At 60.8% G+C, this 19855-nt stretch carries 21 protein-coding genes; 12 read left to right on the plus strand and 9 right to left on the minus strand.

The window, feature by feature from the left end:
* Positions 1-49 precede the first annotated feature (49 nt).
* The 7 genes from E2F50_RS11220 to coxB form a co-directional block, all read right to left on the minus strand.
* Positions 50-823: an SURF1 family protein gene (locus E2F50_RS11220; RefSeq protein WP_133316194.1), complete on the minus strand. Its 774-nt coding sequence runs from the start codon at positions 821-823 to the stop codon at positions 50-52.
* A 67-nt stretch (positions 824-890) separates the two neighbouring features.
* Entirely contained in the window at positions 891-1769 is an 879-nt protein-coding gene (locus E2F50_RS11225; RefSeq protein WP_133316195.1) for a cytochrome c oxidase subunit 3, read from the minus strand.
* A 49-nt stretch (positions 1770-1818) separates the two neighbouring features.
* Complete coding sequence (locus tag E2F50_RS11230) at positions 1819-2424, minus strand: cytochrome c oxidase assembly protein (RefSeq protein ID WP_133316196.1); 606 nt, start codon at positions 2422-2424, stop codon at positions 1819-1821.
* A gap of 11 nt (positions 2425-2435) precedes the next feature.
* Positions 2436-2576, minus strand: coding sequence for a hypothetical protein (locus E2F50_RS23210; RefSeq protein ID WP_202615450.1), 141 nt, complete (start codon positions 2574-2576; stop codon positions 2436-2438).
* Positions 2573-3529 (minus strand): heme o synthase, encoded by a 957-nt coding sequence (gene cyoE, locus E2F50_RS11240; protein WP_133316197.1) that lies wholly within the window; start codon positions 3527-3529, stop codon positions 2573-2575. Before cyoE ends, E2F50_RS23210 begins: the two co-directional genes overlap by 4 nt.
* A gap of 62 nt (positions 3530-3591) precedes the next feature.
* Positions 3592-5295 carry a cytochrome c oxidase subunit I gene (gene ctaD, locus E2F50_RS11245; protein ID WP_133316198.1) on the minus strand — a complete coding sequence of 568 codons (1704 nt, stop codon included), beginning with the start codon at positions 5293-5295 and terminating at the stop codon, positions 3592-3594.
* Positions 5296-5311: 16 nt separating this feature from the next.
* The gene (coxB, locus tag E2F50_RS11250) at positions 5312-6196 is read right to left on the minus strand and encodes a cytochrome c oxidase subunit II (protein WP_133316422.1); all 885 of its coding nucleotides are present in this window, start codon (positions 6194-6196) and stop codon (positions 5312-5314) included.
* A gap of 396 nt (positions 6197-6592) precedes the next feature.
* Between coxB and E2F50_RS23395 the strand changes: the two genes are divergently transcribed.
* From E2F50_RS23395 to E2F50_RS11285, 7 genes are all read left to right on the plus strand, one after another.
* Positions 6593-7252 carry an invasion associated locus B family protein gene (locus E2F50_RS23395; protein WP_245515362.1) on the plus strand — a complete coding sequence of 220 codons (660 nt, stop codon included), beginning with the start codon at positions 6593-6595 and terminating at the stop codon, positions 7250-7252.
* A complete protein-coding gene (locus E2F50_RS11260) occupies positions 7249-7764 on the plus strand; it encodes a YcxB family protein (protein WP_133316199.1) in 516 nt (171 codons plus the stop codon). Before E2F50_RS23395 ends, E2F50_RS11260 begins: the two co-directional genes overlap by 4 nt.
* 78 nt (positions 7765-7842) lie before the next feature.
* The gene (tldD, locus tag E2F50_RS11265; protein ID WP_133316200.1) at positions 7843-9258 is read left to right on the plus strand and encodes a metalloprotease TldD; all 1416 of its coding nucleotides are present in this window, start codon (positions 7843-7845) and stop codon (positions 9256-9258) included.
* A 40-nt stretch (positions 9259-9298) separates the two neighbouring features.
* A complete protein-coding gene (locus E2F50_RS11270) occupies positions 9299-9538 on the plus strand; it encodes a DUF4160 domain-containing protein (RefSeq protein ID WP_133316201.1) in 240 nt (79 codons plus the stop codon).
* Entirely contained in the window at positions 9531-9938 is a 408-nt protein-coding gene (locus E2F50_RS11275) for a DUF2442 domain-containing protein (protein WP_133316202.1), read from the plus strand. The genes E2F50_RS11270 and E2F50_RS11275 overlap by 8 nt, the downstream gene beginning before the upstream one ends.
* 79 nt (positions 9939-10017) lie before the next feature.
* Positions 10018-10824 (plus strand): sulfite exporter TauE/SafE family protein, encoded by an 807-nt coding sequence (locus E2F50_RS11280; protein WP_133316203.1) that lies wholly within the window; start codon positions 10018-10020, stop codon positions 10822-10824.
* Positions 10825-10971: 147 nt separating this feature from the next.
* A complete protein-coding gene (locus E2F50_RS11285; protein ID WP_245515363.1) occupies positions 10972-11973 on the plus strand; it encodes a polysaccharide deacetylase family protein in 1002 nt (333 codons plus the stop codon).
* A 6-nt stretch (positions 11974-11979) separates the two neighbouring features.
* Here the strand turns inward: E2F50_RS11285 and pdxH are convergent, their stop codons facing one another.
* Entirely contained in the window at positions 11980-12600 is a 621-nt protein-coding gene (pdxH, locus tag E2F50_RS11290) for a pyridoxamine 5'-phosphate oxidase (protein WP_133316205.1), read from the minus strand.
* Positions 12601-12662: 62 nt separating this feature from the next.
* Here pdxH and E2F50_RS11295 point away from each other — a divergent pair, with 62 nt between their 5' ends.
* From E2F50_RS11295 to E2F50_RS11310, 4 genes are all read left to right on the plus strand, one after another.
* A complete protein-coding gene (locus tag E2F50_RS11295) occupies positions 12663-13115 on the plus strand; it encodes an RT0821/Lpp0805 family surface protein (RefSeq protein WP_133316206.1) in 453 nt (150 codons plus the stop codon).
* Between the two features lie 200 nt (positions 13116-13315).
* Positions 13316-14497 (plus strand): DnaJ C-terminal domain-containing protein, encoded by a 1182-nt coding sequence (locus tag E2F50_RS11300; RefSeq protein WP_133316207.1) that lies wholly within the window; start codon positions 13316-13318, stop codon positions 14495-14497.
* 152 nt (positions 14498-14649) lie between these two features.
* Positions 14650-15468, plus strand: a complete 819-nt coding sequence (fabI, locus tag E2F50_RS11305) for an enoyl-ACP reductase FabI (protein ID WP_133316208.1) — start codon at positions 14650-14652, stop codon at positions 15466-15468.
* A gap of 20 nt (positions 15469-15488) precedes the next feature.
* On the plus strand, positions 15489-16076 hold the full coding sequence (locus E2F50_RS11310; RefSeq protein WP_133316209.1) for a histidine phosphatase family protein: 588 nt from the start codon (positions 15489-15491) through the stop codon (positions 16074-16076).
* Positions 16077-16116: 40 nt separating this feature from the next.
* Here the strand turns inward: E2F50_RS11310 and E2F50_RS11315 are convergent, their stop codons facing one another.
* A complete protein-coding gene (locus tag E2F50_RS11315; protein WP_133316210.1) occupies positions 16117-16377 on the minus strand; it encodes a DUF1344 domain-containing protein in 261 nt (86 codons plus the stop codon).
* Between the two features lie 301 nt (positions 16378-16678).
* Between E2F50_RS11315 and E2F50_RS11320 the strand changes: the two genes are divergently transcribed.
* Positions 16679-19840, plus strand: coding sequence for a bifunctional diguanylate cyclase/phosphodiesterase (locus E2F50_RS11320; protein WP_245515365.1), 3162 nt, complete (start codon positions 16679-16681; stop codon positions 19838-19840).
* Positions 19841-19855: the final 15 nt, after the last annotated feature.

Here is a 19855-nt window from a genome sequence, read left to right on the forward strand (position 1 = left end):
CGGGCAGAACTGAAGCTTAGCTGCCGCCGCTCCGGCTGGCTATGGGCGGTCAGGCGCGACGGCGCTTGATCAAGGCGCCGAGAACCACGGCTGCGAGCGCCAAGGCAAGTCCGTACCATGTCACCGCATATTGCAGATGGCTGTTAGGCAGATCGAATTGCGTGACGCCGCCCCTCGGCCAGCCTCCGGGATTTTTAACGGACGCATCGGCATCGACAAAGAAGGGCAGCACGCTTGCTGCAGAAAGGCGGGTGCTCGCCGCCATCGCATCGAGATCCTTCCAGTAGAAAATATTCTTGGCCAGATCATTGTCGGGCACAATGGAGGACGGCTTTTCGGCAAGCCGGGTTCGCGCATAACCGGTCAGGGCCTGCTCGCCTGCCGTCTCTCCGGCCATCCGGGTTTCCGGCGCCTTCATTTCATAGGGCACGAAGCCGCGGTTGACGAACAGCACATGGCCATCTGCAAGGCGCATCGGCGTGTAGACATAAAAGCCGGTCCGGCCTTCAAAAGTGGCAAAGAAATGCCGCTCCTTGGCATGATCGAAGGTGCCAGAAACCAACACCCGCCGGTATTCGATATCGCCACCGCTCGCCGTCAGGGAAACGATCTGCGCCAGGGGAACCGGCTCTGCCGAACGGCGCTCGGCGATGTCGGCCAGCAGTTTTTCCTTCCAATGCAGACGCTCGACCTGCCAGGTGCCGAGCGTCAGCAGGATGGCCATTGCCGCCATAACCAGGAGCGCCGTCGCAAGGATGCGGCCTCGACGGCGCGGCGGCAAGGGGTGGCCAGCAGCGTCTGGAATGGGGGTTTTGGTGGTCATGCCTGGTCCTCAGAAAGCAGAAGGGCGGCTGACGCCGCCCTTACCGGAGTTGATTGAAAGCGCCGGATCAGCCTTCGGCCAAGGGTGCGCCCCAGCCGCCCCAGATGTAGATGGCGAAGAACAGGAAGAGCCAGACCACGTCGACGAAATGCCAGTACCAGGCCGCCGCTTCGAAGCCAAAATGCTGCGTCGGGCTGAAGCCGCCATTGATCGCCCGGATGAGGCAGACCAGCAGGAAAATCGTTCCGACGAGAACGTGGAAGCCATGGAAGCCCGTCGCCATGAAGAAGGTCGCACCATAGATCGAATTCGCGAATTCGAAAGGCGCGTGCATGTATTCATAAGCCTGGACGAAGGAAAACAGTACGCCAAGCGCCACCGTCAGCGCCAGGCCGGTGATCATGCCCTTGCGGTCGTTGTGAAGCAGGGCATGGTGCGCCCAGGTGACGCAAGTGCCCGAAAGCAGCAGGATCACCGTGTTGTAAATCGGCAGGTGCCAGGGATCGAGCACTTCGATGCCCTTCGGCGGCCACTGACCGCCCAGTGCCTGGACGCGCGATGCCTGAATCGCCTCGTTGGCGTAAAGGCTGGCGTCGAAGAAGGCCCAGAACCAGGCAACGAAGAACATCACCTCGGAGGCGATGAACATGATCATGCCATAGCGCAGATGCAGCGATACGACGCGGGTATGGGCGCCGGCCCGGCCTTCCTTGATCGTGTCCGACCACCAGCCGATCATGGTGTAGATGATGATGGCCAGGCCGATGAAGAAGATCCACGGATTGGCAAGGTTCAGGCCGAAAATGTGGAATTCGCCGCCCTTGACGTAGCGCATGTATCCGACGGCGCCGAAGGCCATGACGAAAGCGCCGATGGACGCCAGAAGCGGCCAGGGGCTGGGATCGATAATGTGGTAGTCGTGATTTTTCTGATGCGCTTCGGCCATGTCAGAATCCCCCGAATGATGCCTCTTCGCCGGAAACCGGCGAACCCTCTTAAAGTTTCGTGTCCTTGGCTTTTGCGCCTTCCGGCAGAGCTGCAACCGGCTTGGCCGGCTGGCTTGGATAAAAGCTGTAAGACAAGGTGATCGTCTTGATATTCCTGGTTTCCTCGGCCTTGGCCATTTCCGGATCGACAAAGAAAACCACGGGCATCTTTACCGACTGTCCAGGCTGCAGAGTCTGCTCCGTGAAGCAGAAGCACTGAACCTTGTTGAAGTAGACCGCCGCTTCCATCGGCGTCACGTTGAAGACGGCCGTTCCGGTTGTGGCATGCGGCGAGCGGTTGGTCGCCGTGTATTCGATCTGTACGGTTTCGCCGATCTTCGGGGTGACGCTGTGCGCCGGCTTGAAATCCCAGTTCAGGCCGGGAGAAATATTGGCGTCGAACGTCACCTGCACCGTTTTGTTGATCACGGTGTCGGAATACTGCTCGACGCGTTGGGTCGTCCCATTATAGCCGGTGGCCTGGCAAAACAGGCGATAAAGCGGAACCGAGGCATAGGCCATGCCCACCATGGCGACGACGAAGACGGCGCATCCGCCGAAGATGGCCCCGTTGCTAGCTCGCTTTGCCTGACCGTTCTGCGCCACCTCCGCCATAACCGCGCTCCCTAGTTCCAGAACCCGCCGACCTTGGCCAGCGTCGTCACGTAGAAGAGCACGACCAGGCCGGCCAGCACCAGCCCCAGCGCGACATTGCGGTTGCGGCGGGATTTTCTTTGAGCCTCGTTGAGCTTGACGGTTTCGATCACAGAACGCCTCCAGCAAGGCTGACCAGGCGCGCCGCAAAATGGTCCGCCAGCAGCGCGGAAAAGACCGCGAACAGGTAGAAGACAGAATAGGCGAACATCTTCTTTGCCGGCAGCATCTTCTCGTCGCCATCCGGCATCCGCCGAACGGCGATGGAACAGCCGACGAATATGATGCCGAGCACGCCGGCGAACAGGCCGTAGCCGAGGCTTGCAAGCCCGGTGAAGCTCGGCACGACGGCGATGATCGCGGTTGTGACGGCATAGACCAGCATCTGGTTCTTCGTGGACGCTTCACCGGCGACGTTCGGCATCATTGGCACGCCGACCGATCCGTAATCGCGCATCTTGAACAGTGCCAGTGCCCAGAAATGGGCCGGCGTCCACAGGAAGATGATGAGGAAGAGCACGATACTGTCGAGCGACACGCCGCCGGTGACGCAGGCCCAACCGATCATCGGCGGAAATGCACCCGATGCGCCGCCGATGACGATGTTCTGCGGCGTCGAGCGCTTCAGCCACATCGTATAAACCACAGCATAAAAGAAGATGGTGAAGGCAAGCAGGCCGGCGGCAAACCAGTTGACGGCCAGGCCGAGGATAACGACCGAGAAGGCGGACAGCATCAGCCCGAAGGCCAGCGCCTCCTGAGGAAGGATGCGGCCATCGGGAATGGGACGCTTGGCCGTCCGGCTCATCACCGCGTCGATATCGGCATCATACCACATGTTGAGCGCGCCGGACGCACCGGCACCCACGGCAATGCACAGGATGGCGACGGCGCCGAGAACCGGGTTGATATGACCGGGGGCGAGCACCAGGCCAGCAAAGGCGGTGAAGACCACCAGAGACATGACCCGCGGCTTCAACAGTTCGAAGAAATCGCGTGCGCCGGCTTCCGAGAGGCGAAGGCCTGCATCGGTGCCGAGAGCGTCGTGATTGTCGATAACTGTCATTGAACCGTCCTATCTTGCCAAAGACGGCGCCAGTCGCGCCGCCTCTTTCGCAAATGCATCGCTTATCGGATGCGCGGTAGCTGTTCCCACTGGTGGTAAGGCGGCGGCGAAGACAGCTGCCATTCCAGCGTGCTGGCGCCTTCGCCCCAGGGATTGTCTCCGGCGATCCGCTTCTTGGCGAAGGCTTCCCACACACCATAAAGGAAGATCAGGACGCCGACGAAGGAAATATACGAACCGATCGAGGAAACGTAGTTCCAGCCCGCATAGGCATCCGGATAGTCGATATAGCGGCGCGGCATGCCGGCCAGCCCCAGGAAGTGCTGCGGGAAGAAGACCAGGTTGACGCCGATGAACATCACCCAGAAATGCAGGTTGCCGATCGCTTCGCTATACATGTAGCCGAACATTTTCGGGAACCAATAGTACCAGGCCGCGAAGATCGCGAAGACGGCGCCGAGCGACAGAACGTAGTGGAAGTGGGCCACGACGTAATAGGTGTCATGCAGTGCGCGGTCGAGGCCGGCATTGGCAAGCTGTACGCCCGTGACGCCACCGACCGTGAACAGGAAGATGAAGCCGATCGCCCAGATCATCGGCGTGCGGAAGCTCAGCGAGCCGCCCCACATGGTGGCGATCCAGGAAAAGATCTTGATCCCGGTCGGAACCGCGATGACCATGGTCGCGAAGACAAAATAGCGCTGCGCATCGAGCGACAGGCCGACCGTATACATGTGGTGAGCCCAGACGATGAAGCCGACCGCACCGATCGCCACCATGGCATAAGCCATGCCGAGATAGCCGAAGACCGGCTTGCGCGAAAAAGTGGAAACGATGTGGCTGACAATGCCGAAGCCGGGCAGGATCAGGATGTAGACTTCCGGGTGACCGAAGAACCAGAACAGGTGCTGGTAGAGGATCGGATCGCCGCCGCCTTCCGGTGCAAAGAAAGTGGTGCCGAAATTGCGGTCCGTCAGTGCCATGGTGATGGCACCGGCCAGGACCGGCAGCGACAGAAGCAGGAGGAAGGCGGTGATCAAAACGGCCCAGGCAAACAGCGGCATCTTGTGAAGCGTCATGCCTGGGGCGCGCATGTTGAGAATGGTGGTGATGAAGTTGATGGCGCCCAGAATGGAGGACGCACCGGCAATGTGCAGCGCGAAGATGGCGAGATCTACCGCCGGGCCAGGATGGCCGGCCGTAGACAGCGGCGGATACATGGTCCAGCCGCCGCCGGCACCATAGGCGCCTGCCGGGCCTTCGACGAACATCGACAGGACAAGGAGCAGGAAGGCCGGCACGATGAGCCAGAAGGAAATGTTGTTGAGGCGCGGGAAGGCCATGTCCGGCGCGCCGATCATGATCGGCACCATCCAGTTGGCAAAGCCGCCGATCATCGCCGGCATGACCATGAAGAAGATCATGATCAGTGCGTGCGCCGTCGTGAAGACATTGTACATGTGCTTGCCGGCGTCGATCGAGGCATCGCCCTGATAACCGTAGACCATGGAAGCCAGGCCGTGGAAGATCTGGATGCCGGGTTCCTGTAGTTCCATGCGCATGGCGACCGACATCAGGCCGCCGACGATACCCGCCATGATCGCGAAGATCAGGTAAAGCGTGCCGATGTCCTTGTGGTTGGTCGAGAAGAACCAGCGGGCGGCAAATCCGGGCGTGTGGCCGTGATGGTCGTCGTGAACATGCGCATCGTCGTGAGAAGCGGCGCGGGCGTGTGCGTAATCGTCTTGAGCGGAATGGCCAGCCATTGTCCTCACTCCTCCTTTACTTAGACAGGTTCGCGGCGACGGCGAGATTGCCGGCGGGCTGATCGGCGGAGGCCATCAGAGCCTTGTAAGCGCCAGGCAGATCATTGGCCGCCTGCGCGAGCCAGGTATTGTATCTCTCCTCCGAGACGACGCGGATGGCGATCGGCATGAAGGCATGGTCCTTGCCGCAGAGTTCCGAACACTGGCCGTAATAAAGGCCTTCAGTCTCCGCCCGGAACCAGGTCTCATTGAGGCGACCGGGAACGGCGTCGATCTTGATACCGAAAGCAGGCATGGCAAAGGCATGGATAACATCGGTGGGGGCCGCCGTGGCCAGCACCCGGACCGTCTTCTTGACGGGAATAACCATTTCATTGTCGACGGCCAGCAGCCGCGGATAAACGCCCCTGTCTTCCTTGCCGGCGGCAGCACGATCCTGATCCTTCAGAAGGTAAGAATCGAAGGCCACCGTGTTTTCACCCACCTGGTATTCGTAGTTCCACTGCCACTGGGTGGCGGTCGCCTTGACGGTCATGTCCGCTTCGGGAAGCTGGAGCTGCGCGTTGAGAAGGTTGAACGACGGGATGGCGAGAAAGAACAGGATGAGCACTGGCGCCACGGTCCAGATGATCTCGATCACCGTGTTGTGGCTGGTGCGCGACGGCACCGGATTGACGCTCGCCCGGAACTTGAGGACGACGATCACCAGAAGCACGAGAACGAGAAGCGTGACCGGAACGATGAACCACAGGCTGTAATGCTCGAACCAGCGGATCTGCTCCATGATCAGCGAGGCCGGGGCCTGAAGATCCATCTGCCACGGGCGCGGCTGGTCGGCATGTGCCACGGAAGTAAAGAGCAGACAGATGAGGGCGATCATCACTGCATAAGCTCTGTTCATCACGACATTTCTCCCCATACGTCTGATCGCGATAAAGCCGAACGCAGAATCCTAGCTTTATCGTCTGCTTCAATCACAGTTTGCCTGCCGCCGCAATATCTGCAAGCAAGGGCTGATGCGGCATTTTGCGCCACGCGGCCAGACGCTTTTTTCACGGCTCTCCCGGCACCGCGACATGCCACCCACAAGCCTTATGTCTCGCGACTCGGCGGAACTTTAAGAAGCATAGGCCGATCGACGCCGCAAAGCGCGAGAGAATTTTAGAGATTTCGAATTCAGGCGGTTGTTTTGCCAGTCCCATTTTCGCCGCACTCGGCTGGAAAGAGGGCAAGGCCTTTCCATTCGCCTCCCCAGCGACAAGAATGGCCGCTCCGATTCGTCCATCTTGAGGTTTCCATGGGTCTTTCGTCCCGTTTCAGCGCCTGCCTTGCCATCATGCTTGCGGCAACCCTGTCGCTTCCGGCATATGCGCAGCAGCCCGGGCCGCAGCCGACCCCCAATGCGGCGCAGCCGGCTCCGCAGCCGCCAGCCTCACAATCGCCGGCACCGCAGCAGACCGCTCCGCGGGCGGCCCCCAAGACCGGCCAGAACGCCCAGCAGGCACCCCAGCCTGCCACGCCACCGGCCGGCAATGTCAAGGAAAGCCACGGCGCCTGGTCGATCATCTGCGACAGGCCGGCCGGCGCTTCGGCCGACCAGTGCGCGCTGATGCAGAACGTCATCGCCGAGGACCGGCCGGAAGTCGGCCTGTCCGTCGTGGTTCTCAAGACCGCCGATCGCCGGGCCAAGATCCTGCGCATTCTTGCGCCGCTCGGCGTCCTCCTGAAGGACGGCATGGAGCTTTACGTCGACAACAACAATATCGGCCGCGCCTATTTCACCCGCTGCTTTTCCGAAGGCTGTTACGTGGAAGTGGAAATCGACGACGAGCTGATGCGCATCCTGCGGGCCGGCAAGGCCGCCGTGTTCGCCTTGCGCGAGTCGGCCGACCAGGACCGCGTCGGCATCCCGATCGAGCTGACCGGGTTCGGGCCCGGCTACGACGCGCTTCCTTGACCGATCTGACCCGCAGCCACAGCTTCACCGTCCGTTATGATGATGAGATCGTACGCGACGCGGTGCGCACCTTCGTTTGGCGGCGGGTGATTGTCGAGCAGCTGACCATTTGGCTGACCTCCGTCCTGCTTGCGGCATCCTCGTTCTATTTCCTGATCTGGGGCGATGCCGGCTGGCTTGCCGGCGTGATGTTGACCGTTTCGCTTCTGCCGCTGATTTTCGTCGCCTTCACATGGCGTGCTCACCACGCCAACACCTTCGGCCGCTACAAGTGCATGGGCGACCCGAAAGCAAATGTGACCGTCGACGCCGACGGTATCGACGTCGTTTCGGACCTCGGCAGCGGCAAGATGATCTGGCGCGACGTTACCGAAATCTGGGAACGGCCGCGGGCCTTTATGGTGTTCAGCGGTGCCGGCGAGTTCCACACACTGCCGCGCGAAACCATGCCGCAGGAGGTCCAGGCCTATCTGCGGACGCGGCCGGTCCAGCAAGGTCCCGATCAAGCTTAGTCTTGCTTCGCCGCACCGGCGGACCTACATCGGTCGCAACACCGCCAGCAATCCTTCCGCGGCGCCAAGGAGTTTTCCATGAACACCGACCTGTTGAACCTTTTCGATTGCGACGAGGCAAGATTGCGCTCGATCCTGTTGGAAGCGCTTTCCGGCGCCGACGACGGAGAGCTTTTCATCGAGCATGCCCAAGCGGAATCGCTGACCTTCGACAATGGGCGGCTGAAGGGCGGCTCCTTCAACACCGACCAGGGTTTCGGACTTCGTGCGGTGGCGGGGGAAGCCGTTGGCTACGCACATGCGGGCGAGCTTTCCGCATCCGCCCTGTCGCGGGCATCGGACGCGGTGCGGGCGGTCACCGCCGGCCATTCAGGTTCCTATGCGGCCGCCCCGCAGCGCACCAACAAAAAATACTACGGCGACGAGAACCCGATCGGTTCCCCGAGCTTCGAGGAGAAGGTGAAGCTGCTGACCGAAATCGACGCCTATCTGCGCAACAAGGACGGCAAGGTCCGCCAGGTGACGGCAACGGTCGGCGCAAGCTGGCAGGTCGTCGATATCCTGCGCGCCGACGGCCACCGGGTGCAGGACATCCGGCCGATGACGCGCATCAATATTTCCGTCGTCGTTGGCGACGGCGACCGCCAGGAATCGGGCTCCTTCGGAACCGGCGGCCGCATCGGCTTCGGCGATTTCGTCACGCAGGGCAATTGGCAAAACGGCGCCGACGAGGCGCTGCGCCAGGCGCTCGTCAATCTCCAAGCAATCGACGCGCCGGCCGGCACCATGGATGTGGTGCTCGGCTCCGGCTGGCCCGGCGTGATGCTGCACGAGGCTGTCGGCCACGGGCTGGAAGGCGACTTCAACCGCAAGAAGACATCCGCCTTTGCCGGGCTCATGGGTGAAATGGTGGCCGCTCCCGGCGTCACCGTCGTCGACGACGGAACGATCGACAACCGCCGCGGATCGATCACCATCGACGACGAGGGCACGCCTTCCGCCTACAATGTGCTGATCGAGAACGGCAGGCTGGTCGGCTACATGCAGGACCGCCAGAACGCCCGGCTGATGGGTGTCGCGCCGACCGGCAACGGACGCCGCCAGGGCTATGCCCACACGCCGATGCCGCGCATGACCAATACTTACATGCTCGGCGGCGACAAAAGCCCGGAAGAGATCATCGCTTCCGTGAAGAAGGGCATCTACGCTGTCTCCTTCGGCGGCGGCCAGGTGGACATTACCTCCGGCAAGTTCGTTTTCGGCTGCACCGAAGCGTATATGATCGAGGACGGCAGGATCGGCCCGGCCATCAAGGGTGCGATGCTGATCGGCAACGGGCCTGAAGCCATGCGCCGCGTTTCCATGGTCGGCAACGACATGAAGCTCGATACCGGCATCGGCAATTGCGGCAAGGGCGGCCAGTGGGTTCCAGTCGGCGTCGGCCAGCCGCATCTGCGCATGGACCAAGTCACGGTGGGCGGAACGAAGGCTTAGCGTCGGTTGATAAACCCATCGCGATGGGTTATCGTGGCTCATGGTCACGATCTTCCGCAGCGGCGGCTTGAATTTCGTTATCTTCGTCGATGACCGTGAACCGGCACATGTTCATGTGATGGCCGACGGACAGGCCAAGATAAATATTGTCGGGCAAGACGGTCGGCCGGAACTCGTGTGGGCGCACGGTTTTACGCGCGCCGATATTCGCAAAGCGGTGAGGATTGTAGAAGAGCGGCAAAAAGAAATCCTCAGCCGCTGGAGGGACATTCATGGCTGACCTGACAGACGCGCAAATCGATGCCGCCCTCGAGCGTGGCAATGTTTTGGAGAGAACGGAACCGCGCGCAGCAGATGCGCGCTATGACCAGCACTTGCGCCGAATGATCCTTGACCTGACGAATGGCTGTACTTTCGCCTTCCCGCCCCATCTGATCCAAGGACTAGAGGAGGCATCCGACGAAGAACTGGCAGAAGTCGAGATCCTCGGCAGTGGATTCGGTCTTCATTGGGAAGAGCGGGATGTAGATGTTTCCGTTCTGGGTCTGCTTTCAGGTATTTTCGGCACGCGCGCCTACATGGCCCGCATAGCCGGGCAAAGCAAATCACCGGCCAAGGCGGCAGCGGCGCGCAGGAATGGTGCCAAGGGCGGGCGGCCGCGCAAATCCGTAGAAGGCTGAGACGCAGCTTGAGCGCTGTTGCCGTCGGCCATAGGCTGCAGCATACGAGCAGACGAGTCTGCGCTCAGTGGAGTGACACATGGCTCCCGGTAACGACTTCCCTTTCCCAGCAAGCTGGCCTTTGCTGGACGCCTGGCTGCCTGACTTCAGCCTGCCGCAGCTCGCCTTTGTATTTGGTGCGGCGCTCGTTGCCGGACTGGCACGCGGCTTTTCCGGCTTCGGCGGCGCCTTGATCTTCGTGCCACTGGCAGGAGCTGCTACCAACCCGAAGATCGCTTCCGGCTTGCTGCTCGTCATCGATGGCCTCCTCACCCTCGGCATGGTGCCGGACGGGTTTCGCCGCGCCAACCGGCGGGAAGTGGCGACCATGCTGGCCGGTGCCCTGTTCGGCGTTCCGGCCGGAACAGCTCTGCTGGCGCTGATGCCATCAACCACCTTGCGCTGGATGATTTCGGTGCTCGTCCTCTGCCTGCTCCTTTTCCTGATTTCCGGCTGGCGTTATCATCGAACGCCTAAGACGCCGCTGACGGTCGGCGTCGGAGCCCTGGCCGGCTTGTTTGGAGGCGCGGCCCAGATGTCCGGTCCGCCGATCGTCGCCTACTGGCTCGGAGGCGCCATTGCGCCGCAGACGGTGCGCGCCAATCTCGTACTTTATTTCGCTCTGTCCACACTGATCTCGGCCACGAGCTATCTCATCGGCGGCATCCTGACGGCGCAGGTTCTCGCTCTTTCAATACTGGTCGGCCCGGCTTACGGGCTCGGCCTGTTTTTCGGCTCCCGGCTGTTCGGTCTGGCCAGCGAAAGAACGTTCCGGCGGATCTGCTTCAGCCTGATCGCAGCAGCCGCCCTGATCGGCCTGCCGCTCTTCGACAGTCTGCGCCCATAGGTAGCAATTTACCCCTGCTTCCATTCAGCAAGGTTTAACCGATCGCGAGTAGGGTCAGCCCATTCTGGTAACATGGACGTGATCGTAGTGGGGAATACGAAAGCGAGACTTCAGGCACTCTGGCGCCGCGACATCAGACGCCGCCTTATGGCGGGCGGTCTTGACATGGCCGCGGCACTGGCGCGTGCCGGAATGATGGTGAACGCCCGCGGCCGCGGAGCGATCTTCACGCTCCACCATGTCAGGCCGAAGCAGCCACGCCCGCTTCAGCCGAGCGGCCATCTGGAAGTGACGCCGGATTTTCTGGCACAGGCGATCGAACGCCTGGCTGCCGAAGGCTACGAGTTCATCTCGCTTGCTGAAGTGCCCGCCCGCCTCGCCTCGCAGGCAAAGCAGCCCTTCGCCGCCTTCACGCTGGACGACGGCTATCGCAACAACGCCGAACACGCGCTTCCGGTCTTCGCCCGCTATGGCGTGCCATTCACCATCTTCGTGACGCGCGGCTTTGCCGAGCGAACCCATTCCCTGTGGTGGGAAACGCTTGGCGATCTGCTGAGCCAGCAGGCGGAGCTGACCTTCGATTTCGGCAGCGGGCCCGAAGTGATCGACCTGACCTCGGAAGCGCGAAAATTCGATGCATTCGACCGCTTTGCCGATCATGTCGGCGCGACGGATGAAGCGAGCGCCGTGTCGCGCATCAACGCAACGGCAAGACGCCATGGCGTAGAGCCGCTGCAGATTACTGCCGATCTCACCATGGACGCCGCGGAACTGAAGGCGCTTGCGCAAAATCCGCTGGTTTCGCTTGGCGCGCACACGATCAGTCACCGCGCCCTGAGCCGGCTTTCGCCGGAGGACGCGCGGACAGAAATGCTTCATTCGGCTGACTATGTGCAAACGCTGACCGGCACGCGGCCGACCTCGATGGCCTACCCTTATGGCACCCGCCGGGCCATCGGAGAGCGCGATTACGCGATTGCGCAGGAGCTTGGCTTTGCCGTTGCCGTGACCACCCAGCCTGGAACGCTCGGCGACCGACATATGAAGCAGCTGACCGGGCTGCCGCGGATCTCGCTCAACGGCTTTTACCAGCAGTCCCGCTATGTTTCGGCGCTTGCCTCCGGAATACCCTTCGCGCTCGTCCGGTAACTGGCGTCAGGGATACATCCTGACCTTTTCCCAGGGACCATCCGGCGTTTCGCGCCGGAATTCCACGCGGTCATGCAGCCGGAACGGCCGGTCGTGCCAGAACTCGATCGATACCGGCTTGATGCGGAAGCCCGACCAGTGTGCCGGCCGCGGGATGTCGCCGAGCGCATATTTGGCCGTGTATTCGGCGACGGATTTTTCCAGCGCGAAGCGGCCTTCGAGCGGCCGCGACTGTTTGGAAGCCCAGGCACCGATGCGGCTGCCGCGCGGCCGGGTCGCATAATAGGCATCCGCCTCCGCATCGCTGACGACTTCGACTTCGCCGCGCAGGCGCACCTGGCGACGCAGTGACTTCCAGTGGAAGCACATGGCAGCCTTCTTCTGGCCGAGGATTTCGCGTCCCTTCTGGCTCTCGAAATTGGTGTAAAAGACAAAGCCCTGTTCGTCATATCCCTTGAGCAGGACCATGCGTAGATTGGGCATGCCATGCTCATCCACGGTCGCCAGCGCGACCGCATTCGGATCGTTGATCTCGCTGCCTTCGGCATCCTTTAGCCAAGCGCCGAACAGGCCGAACGGCTCGCTTTCCTCGGTGAAGTCACCACTTGTTAACCCGGTTGCAGCCATATTGACACAAATACTCCCAGCCTCATGAACGATGCCCGTGATTCTTGCCGGACAGGACATAAGTGGTAGTGATAGCAAAGTCGAATAGCCATACAAAGAGGTCGCGTTTGCCGGGCATTAACCTGCTCGCCATTGCCGTTGCCGGTCTTTGCGTGACCGGCTGCACCAGCAGCCTAGACCTGTTCGGTGGCGAAAAGGTGGATCGGACGATTTCCACCGGAACCGTTGCCGGCAAGGCCCGCTCCGGTACAGCCTTGTCGGACGAAATGACCGTACGCAATGCGGTGACTTCGGCCGACCTATCAAAGGTCGCAACCAGTTCCGTTCCTTGGGCGAACACCTCGACCGGCAGCGCCGGGGTCGTTTCCACCATCCGCGAAGACCGGAACCAAGGCCGTTTGTGCCGCGACTTCACGACGACCCGCCATTCCTACGAAGGCATTGCCATGTTTTCGGGCCAGGCCTGCATGACGGAAGGCGGCGACTGGCTGCTGACGGCTTTCGATCGGCAGTAGCAAGCTTTCGTTAACCCTGACGGGTGCTGCTTTCCCCTTTGTAACCACTGATTCAGGACTCGCACTTAGCGTTGAGACACGTGATCGAGTCCTTCGCCGGGGCATGACGAACCTGCGAGAGGCCGTTGAGAATCCTGTTGATATGACGGCGGCCCGATGATCGGGGCATTTGCCGCCAAAGCGTTACCGGTGGCCTCATTATGCGTGATCCCTATTCCCTTCTCGGCGTCAAGCGGAATGCCGACTCAGACGAGATCAAGGCCGCTTGGCGCTCAAAGGCCAAAAGCATTCATCCGGACCACAATCAGGACGATCCGAACGCCGGCAGCCGCTTTGCCGAAGTCGGTCAGGCCTATGAACTGCTGAAGGATCCGGATCGCCGCAAGCGTTACGATCGAGCGGCCGAGATGCACCAGACGATCGCCCAGCAGCGCGAAGCAGCCAGACAGGCGGCCGAACGCGCCAAGACAGCGCAGGCCAATGCCGAGAAAGTCATGGAAGAATTGGCTCGCGCCAAGGCGCAGCGCGCCCAAGCCAATGCGCAAGCTCAGTCCAATGCCCAGGCCCAGGCCAATGCCCAGGCGCAGGCCCAGGCAACAGAAGGGCAAGCGCGAGCAAACGGGCCATCCGCACAGGCGGGCGAAAGCCCCGAGGACATGGTCGAGCGCATCTTCGGCACTGGCACCGATGCTGCTCCACCGGAAAATCCGCAGCCGCGCAGTGGGGAACCGGGCCCTGCGGGCCCGACTGCCGCAACAGAAGCCGGGGAGCGCGGAGAGACTGCGGGCGACATCAAGCCGACACTGCCGCTGCTGGCGGTGGATCTTATTGCAGGTTTGGTCCGCCGGATCCGCGGCACGGCACCGGTGATGGAAAAGGCGCCGGACCTTTCGGTGGATGTAACCGTGACGATCGGCGAACTGCTCAAGCAGAGCTGGGTAGCCGTTCATCTTTCCGACGAGCGCGACGTTCGTTTCCCGCTTGAGCGGGGCATGACGGATGGGCATGTGGCGCGGCTCAAGGGCCAGGGCCTCAAGCTTCCGAACATGAAGCAGGGCGACCTGCTGGTGACCGTCAAGCTTGCCAAGGACCCCAATTTCCGGGTCGAAGGATACGACATCCACGCGGTTCTGCCGATTTCGCTTGAAGACGCGGTCCTTGGCACCGAAGTATCGGTCGAGACGCCGGAGGGACCGCGCACCGTGGCAGTGGCTCCCTGGTCCGGCTCGGATCAGGTGGTGCGGGTCGAGGAACTGGGGCTGATGGACGAGACCGGCCGCCGTGGCGATTTGGTGGCCGAGCTCAGGATCGTGCTTTGGGAAAAGCCAGACGAGAAAGTGACCGACTTGATGCGCCACATGCGCCATGGCCTTTATCTCTGATTGCAGAAACCAGCGCTGTCAAACTTGCGCGTCTAAGGGTCGGCTGAGCACCCTTTGTTACGCGCACTTACACGAGATGATCCGTGCCAGCTTGAACCCTTGGTCCGCCTATGCGATAGGCAACCTCTATCCAGCGTGTCAGGGGACAAAGAATGGTACAGGCTTCCGGCCTCATGGCAGGCAAACGTGGTGTCATCATGGGTGTCGCCAACAACCGCTCGATCGCATGGGGCATTGCCAAGGCCATTCACAACCAAGGGGGCGAAGTCGCCCTCACCTATCAGGGTGACGCGCTGAAGAAGCGGGTCGAGCCGCTTGCCGCCGAGATCGGTGCGTCGATGGCTGGTCATTGCGACGTTTCCGACGAAGCCACCGTAGATGCCGTCTTCGAAAACATCGAAAAGCAGTGGGGCAAGATCGACTTCCTCGTCCACGCCATCGGCTTTTCCGACAAGGACGAACTAACCGGCCGTTATGTCGACACCACGGCGGACAATTTCGACAAAACGATGCGGATTTCCGTCTACTCCTTCACTTCGGTCGCCCGGCGGGCCGAGAAGCTGATGACCGACGGCGGCTCCATGCTGACGCTCACTTACTATGGTGCCGAAAAGGTCATGCCGAACTATAATGTTATGGGCGTTGCCAAGGCCGCACTTGAAGCCAGCGTCAAATATCTTGCCGTTGACCTCGGCCCGAAGAACATCCGCGTCAATGCCATATCGGCAGGCCCGATCAAGACATTGGCCGCATCCGGCATCGGCGACTTTCGCTATATCCTCAAGTGGAACGAGTATAACGCCCCGTTGCGCCGCACCGTGACCATCGAGGAAGTCGGCGATGTCGGGCTCTACATGCTGTCCGACCTGTCGCGCTCCGTCACCGGCGAAGTGCACCACGCCGACAGCGGCTACCATGTAGTCGGCATGAAGGCGGTGGATGCTCCCGACATTTCAGTCGTCAAGGATTGAAGCAGCATAAGGCGGATCCAGTGCAGCTCTATGTGATCCGTCACGGCCAGACCGACTGGAACGCGGAGCGTCGACTACAGGGGCAGAAGGACATTCCGCTGAACGATGTCGGGCGCGCCCAGGCAAGCCAGAATGGCGAAACCTTGAAGAGCATGCTGGGCAAGGCGGAGCGATTTGCGTTTGTCGCCAGCCCCCTGTCGCGTACACGCGAAACAATGGAAAGGCTGCGGCAGGCGATGGGCCTGGATCCGCTTGGCTACCGAACCGACGAACGGTTGAGAGAACTCTCGTTCGGCGACTGGGAAGGGCATACGCTGAAGGAGGTGCGACAGATCGCGCCGGAAAAACTGCTGGCCCGCGATGCCGACAAGTGGAGCTTTATTCCCCCGGGACTGGCCGCCGAAAGCTACGAGATCCTCTGCTGGCGTGTGGGGGCATGGCTGCAGTCACTCGAAGGTCCGACCGTCAGCGTCAGCCATGGCGGGGTCATACGCTCACTTTTCCGGTTGATCGGTGGAGTGGACGAAGCCGAAGCCGCCGGGCTGCCGATCCCTCAGGACCGCATTCTCGTTGTCGATGTCGGCGCCGGCCGGATGGACTGGGTCTGATCGCCCCTGCCCCGCGATCTGTGCCTAAATCCGCCTCGTGCTATTGAACGATTTCCAGATCGTCGACGATCCGGTTGCCGTCCACAACGGTGAAGAAGATCAGAACCTTGACGCCCGCCTTGAGCCCCTGGAAGTTGAACTCCTCCGGCACTTTGTAGGTCTTGCCGTCATCGAGCGTCAGGATGAGCGACTTGACGTCTATGGCCTTGATGGTCGCCTCCACGTCGGCACTCTGTGCCCATGTGTTGAGGGGCGAGAATATGCTCGCGGTCGCAAGCAACGCAGCGATCAGAATACGCATGGTCTAAGCCCTTGAAGAGGTCGGTGATGTCCTGTTTCGGGGCAAAGATAGCCTGTCGAATGTGGCGAAATTTGCCCGCCACCATGACATTTTCGGCACGACTAATGGCTTGATTGTTAACCATCTTCAAGCGTTCGGCGCGGCTTGACTAGGCGATTCACCATATAGATTTTCTGTTAGCCAAGTATTATCCAACAAGTTTTCCCCATTAACATCATGGGGTCTGCTGAAAGTGGAAATTAACTTGCATCCAATAGGAATTGTTCGGCGTCACAGGAGTTAACGGGAAAAGGTATCTGTATTGAGTGTCTGGCTTCCGTTCTCAAAATTTACGCGTCTGAGCAAGGCCGACGCCCCCGCGTTGGTGGCAGCAGTCATCTGTCTGGCAATTGTCGCGACCGGCTTCGTGCTCGACCGAAGGAATACGGAAGCGGCTCGCAATGAACTGAAGGCGGCAACGGAAAGTACGGGCGGCTTCCTGTCGCGGCGGCTGACGATGCGGGCCGAACGGGACTTCCTCACCGGGGAATATCTGGCCCATACGCTGTCCGGCGACACCGGCTTCACAGCCGAACGCCTGAAAGGCCCCGTTGACGAGGTGCTGAGAGACAATCCCCATGTCTCTCTGGTGGCGCTTGCGCCCAAGTTCGAGCTCGGCGCGACATTCACCCGCAAAGGTCTGTCCCGTGATTCCGTTGAGACCACGGAGGACGGTATCCGGATGTCTCACCTAGCCACCGATCTCAAGACCGTCGACGGCCGCAACCGGGTCTCGATCCTCAGCGGCTCACAGGAAGGTCACCTCACCCTGGTTATCCCTGTTTGGCCCGAAGGTGAAAGAAGCAACCTTGCTTCGGGCGCGCTTGCCCTCGTCGTCAACGAAAAGGCAATGTTGGAAGCCTCCGGTGTCTCTTTCTCCGGAAATTCCCCGGCCAAAGCCGGCCAGATCAGTCTCGACTGGCTGGCAATCGCAATACGCGATGCCGACAAGCCCGATCATCTGGCCTTTTTCGGGGATGACAGAGTCGAGGACATGTCGCCCATGAGCTGGACCCTGCCGATCAAAGGGGCAAATTGGCGCCTCCTGATCGCACCGCGTTCCGGCTGGGACATCATGGCACCTAACCGGCTGCATTTCCGCATGGCACTCCTGCTCGGTGGCCTGGCGATCATCATCCCGGTCCTCATCACCAGTTCCCTGGTCGGTGAACGCAACCGCAATATCGCAGCCCTCAAGGCCCGCGAAACCAATCTCCTGGAGCTTTCAAAGCGCTTTAATCTCGCCATGGAAGCGTCCAATATCGGCATATGGGAGGTAACCCAGGGTGGCGACCATCTTTTCTGGGATTCGCGTGCGGCCGGACTTCACGGCCAGCCAGTGGGCGGAACGGCAAGCCGGCTGAACGACTGGCTGGATTGTGTTCTGCCCGAAGATCGTGCTGCGGCCGAAGCTCATTTCTTCAACTGCACCTGCACCGACAGCCCCTGTTCTGAGGTTTACCGTGTCAGACTGGCGGATGGCAGCCTTCGTTATCTTCGGTCGGCGGGTGCCAATTACAAGAACGAGGCCGGCAGTCGCCGCACGACTGGCATCGTCTGGGACGTGACCGGCGACGTGATGATGACGCAGACGCTGCGCGACGCCAAGGAAAACACCGATATCAAAAATGCCGAGCTGGAGCTTGCGCTGGACGAGCTCTCGCAGCGGGAGCAGGAGCTCGAACTGCTTTCCAACAAGCTTGACCTCGCTTTGGCTTCCTACGGCTGCGGCATCTGGGAATTCAACCCTGCCACAGGTCTTGAGACCTGGGACGAGCGCATGTGCCAGCTTTACGGCATTCCCTATACCGATGGGCGAATGGAGCAGAGGACGTGGCTGGACCTCATGCTGCCCGAAGACCGTGAGGCGGCACTAAAGGCATCGACAACCTATATTCATGGAGAGACCGACGAGGCTCTGCTGGTGCGCGTGCCGCAAGCGGACGGCACATTGCGCTATATCCGCTCAGTCGGACAGGTTCAGACAGCACGCGACGGATCGCGCAAGCTGATCGGCATTGCCGTCGATGTGACCAAGGATGCGGTGCTCACCGCCGAACTGAAGGCAGCCAAGGATGAGGCGGACGCGAAAAACGCGGAGCTCGAACTGGCAAAGACGCGAATTGAGCACAATTCCCTGCACGATCCGCTGACCATGCTCGCCAACCGCCGCAAGCTCGATATGCAACTTGACGCGCTTTCGCGCTCGAGCCAGTCCGAGCGGCAAAAATTCTCGATCCTGCATCTGGACCTCGACCGGTTCAAGCAGATCAACGATACGCTTGGTCATGCGGCGGGCGATGCCATGCTGGTGCATGCATCGCGCATCCTGGCCCGCAATGTCCGTGGCATGGATCTAGTGGCGCGGATTGGCGGAGACGAGTTTGTCATCGTCGCGACCGGCAGTTCCAGCGCCGAGGAGATGGCACAGCTGTCGCAGCGGATCATCGGCGAATTCCACCAGCCAATCGATTTCGAAGGCTTTTCCTGCCGCTGCGGCGTTTCGATCGGCATAGCCCAGGCGAGCGGCATGAACATCGACGCTCGGCGGGTGCTGGTCAATGCCGATATCGCGCTCTATCGGGCAAAAGGTCTCGGCCGAAGCCGCTACGAATTCTTCACCCAGAACCTGCAGGCGGAGATCATCAACCACAAGCGTACCGCCGACGAAGTACTCGCCGGCATCGACAATAACGAATTCACCACCTGGTACCAGCCGCAATTCTGCGCCCGGACCAACGAGATTTCCGGCGTTGAGGCGCTGATCCGCTGGAACCATCCGCATCATGGCGTGCTTGCGCCTGGGCGGTTCCTGAAGATTGCCGAAGATCTCAATGTGTCTGCGGTCCTCGATCAGATCGTTCTGGAAACTGTCTTGAAAGACAAGCTCCGCTGGCTGGCGGGCGGCTTGAAAGTGCCGAAAGTCTCCGTCAACGTTTCGTCGAAGCGACTGCATGACGATGGGCTGATCGATACGCTGACCCGGCTGAACATCCCTACTGGCGAAATTTCATTTGAATTGGTGGAATCGATCTTCCTGGACGAAAGTGAAGATTCCGCGGCAAGCAATCTCGACCGCATCAAGGCTCTTGGCATCGATATCGAAATCGATGACTTCGGCACAGGCCATACATCGATCGTGTCGCTGCTGAAGCTCAAGCCGAAGCGCCTGAAGATCGACCGGCAACTGGTTATGCCGATCACCAAGTCACCGCAGGAACGCGCGCTGGTCCGCTCGATCATCGAGATTGCCCGTTCGCTCGGCGTCGAAACGGTAGCGGAAGGCGTGGAAACCATGCAGCACGCCGACCTTTTGCGGGAACTGGGATGCGACCACCTGCAGGGCTATGCCTTTGCACGGCCGTTGACCTTTGGCGACTTCCACGCGGCCGCCCGCGGCGGCTGGCAAAGGATCGCAGCCTGACGACCGCAGTGTTCA

It is taken from the genome of Rhizobium deserti (assembly GCF_004358025.1).
Lineage (GTDB): Bacteria > Pseudomonadota > Alphaproteobacteria > Rhizobiales > Rhizobiaceae > Neorhizobium > Neorhizobium deserti.

Bases quoted from the DNA above. Each gene is read 5' to 3' on its own strand.
- E2F50_RS11220 (WP_133316194.1), bottom strand. From the start codon at position 823: ATGACCACCAAAACCCCCATTCCAGACGCTGCTGGCCACCCCTTGCCG.
- E2F50_RS11280 (WP_133316203.1), top strand. From the start codon at position 10,018: ATGGCTCCCGGTAACGACTTCCCTTTCCCAGCAAGCTGGCCTTTGCTG.
- E2F50_RS11275 (WP_133316202.1), top strand. From the start codon at position 9,531: ATGGCTGACCTGACAGACGCGCAAATCGATGCCGCCCTCGAGCGTGGC.
- tldD (WP_133316200.1), top strand. From the start codon at position 7,843: ATGAACACCGACCTGTTGAACCTTTTCGATTGCGACGAGGCAAGATTG.
- E2F50_RS11230 (WP_133316196.1), bottom strand. From the start codon at position 2,424: ATGGCGGAGGTGGCGCAGAACGGTCAGGCAAAGCGAGCTAGCAACGGG.
- ctaD (WP_133316198.1), bottom strand. From the start codon at position 5,295: ATGGCTGGCCATTCCGCTCAAGACGATTACGCACACGCCCGCGCCGCT.
- E2F50_RS11315 (WP_133316210.1), bottom strand. From the start codon at position 16,377: ATGCGTATTCTGATCGCTGCGTTGCTTGCGACCGCGAGCATATTCTCG.
- coxB (WP_133316422.1), bottom strand. From the start codon at position 6,196: ATGAACAGAGCTTATGCAGTGATGATCGCCCTCATCTGTCTGCTCTTT.
- E2F50_RS11300 (WP_133316207.1), top strand. From the start codon at position 13,316: ATGCGTGATCCCTATTCCCTTCTCGGCGTCAAGCGGAATGCCGACTCA.
- cyoE (WP_133316197.1), bottom strand. From the start codon at position 3,529: ATGACAGTTATCGACAATCACGACGCTCTCGGCACCGATGCAGGCCTT.
- fabI (WP_133316208.1), top strand. From the start codon at position 14,650: ATGGTACAGGCTTCCGGCCTCATGGCAGGCAAACGTGGTGTCATCATG.
- E2F50_RS23395 (WP_245515362.1), top strand. From the start codon at position 6,593: ATGGGTCTTTCGTCCCGTTTCAGCGCCTGCCTTGCCATCATGCTTGCG.
- E2F50_RS11270 (WP_133316201.1), top strand. From the start codon at position 9,299: ATGGTCACGATCTTCCGCAGCGGCGGCTTGAATTTCGTTATCTTCGTC.
- E2F50_RS11285 (WP_245515363.1), top strand. From the start codon at position 10,972: ATGGCGGGCGGTCTTGACATGGCCGCGGCACTGGCGCGTGCCGGAATG.
- pdxH (WP_133316205.1), bottom strand. From the start codon at position 12,600: ATGGCTGCAACCGGGTTAACAAGTGGTGACTTCACCGAGGAAAGCGAG.
- E2F50_RS11225 (WP_133316195.1), bottom strand. From the start codon at position 1,769: ATGGCCGAAGCGCATCAGAAAAATCACGACTACCACATTATCGATCCC.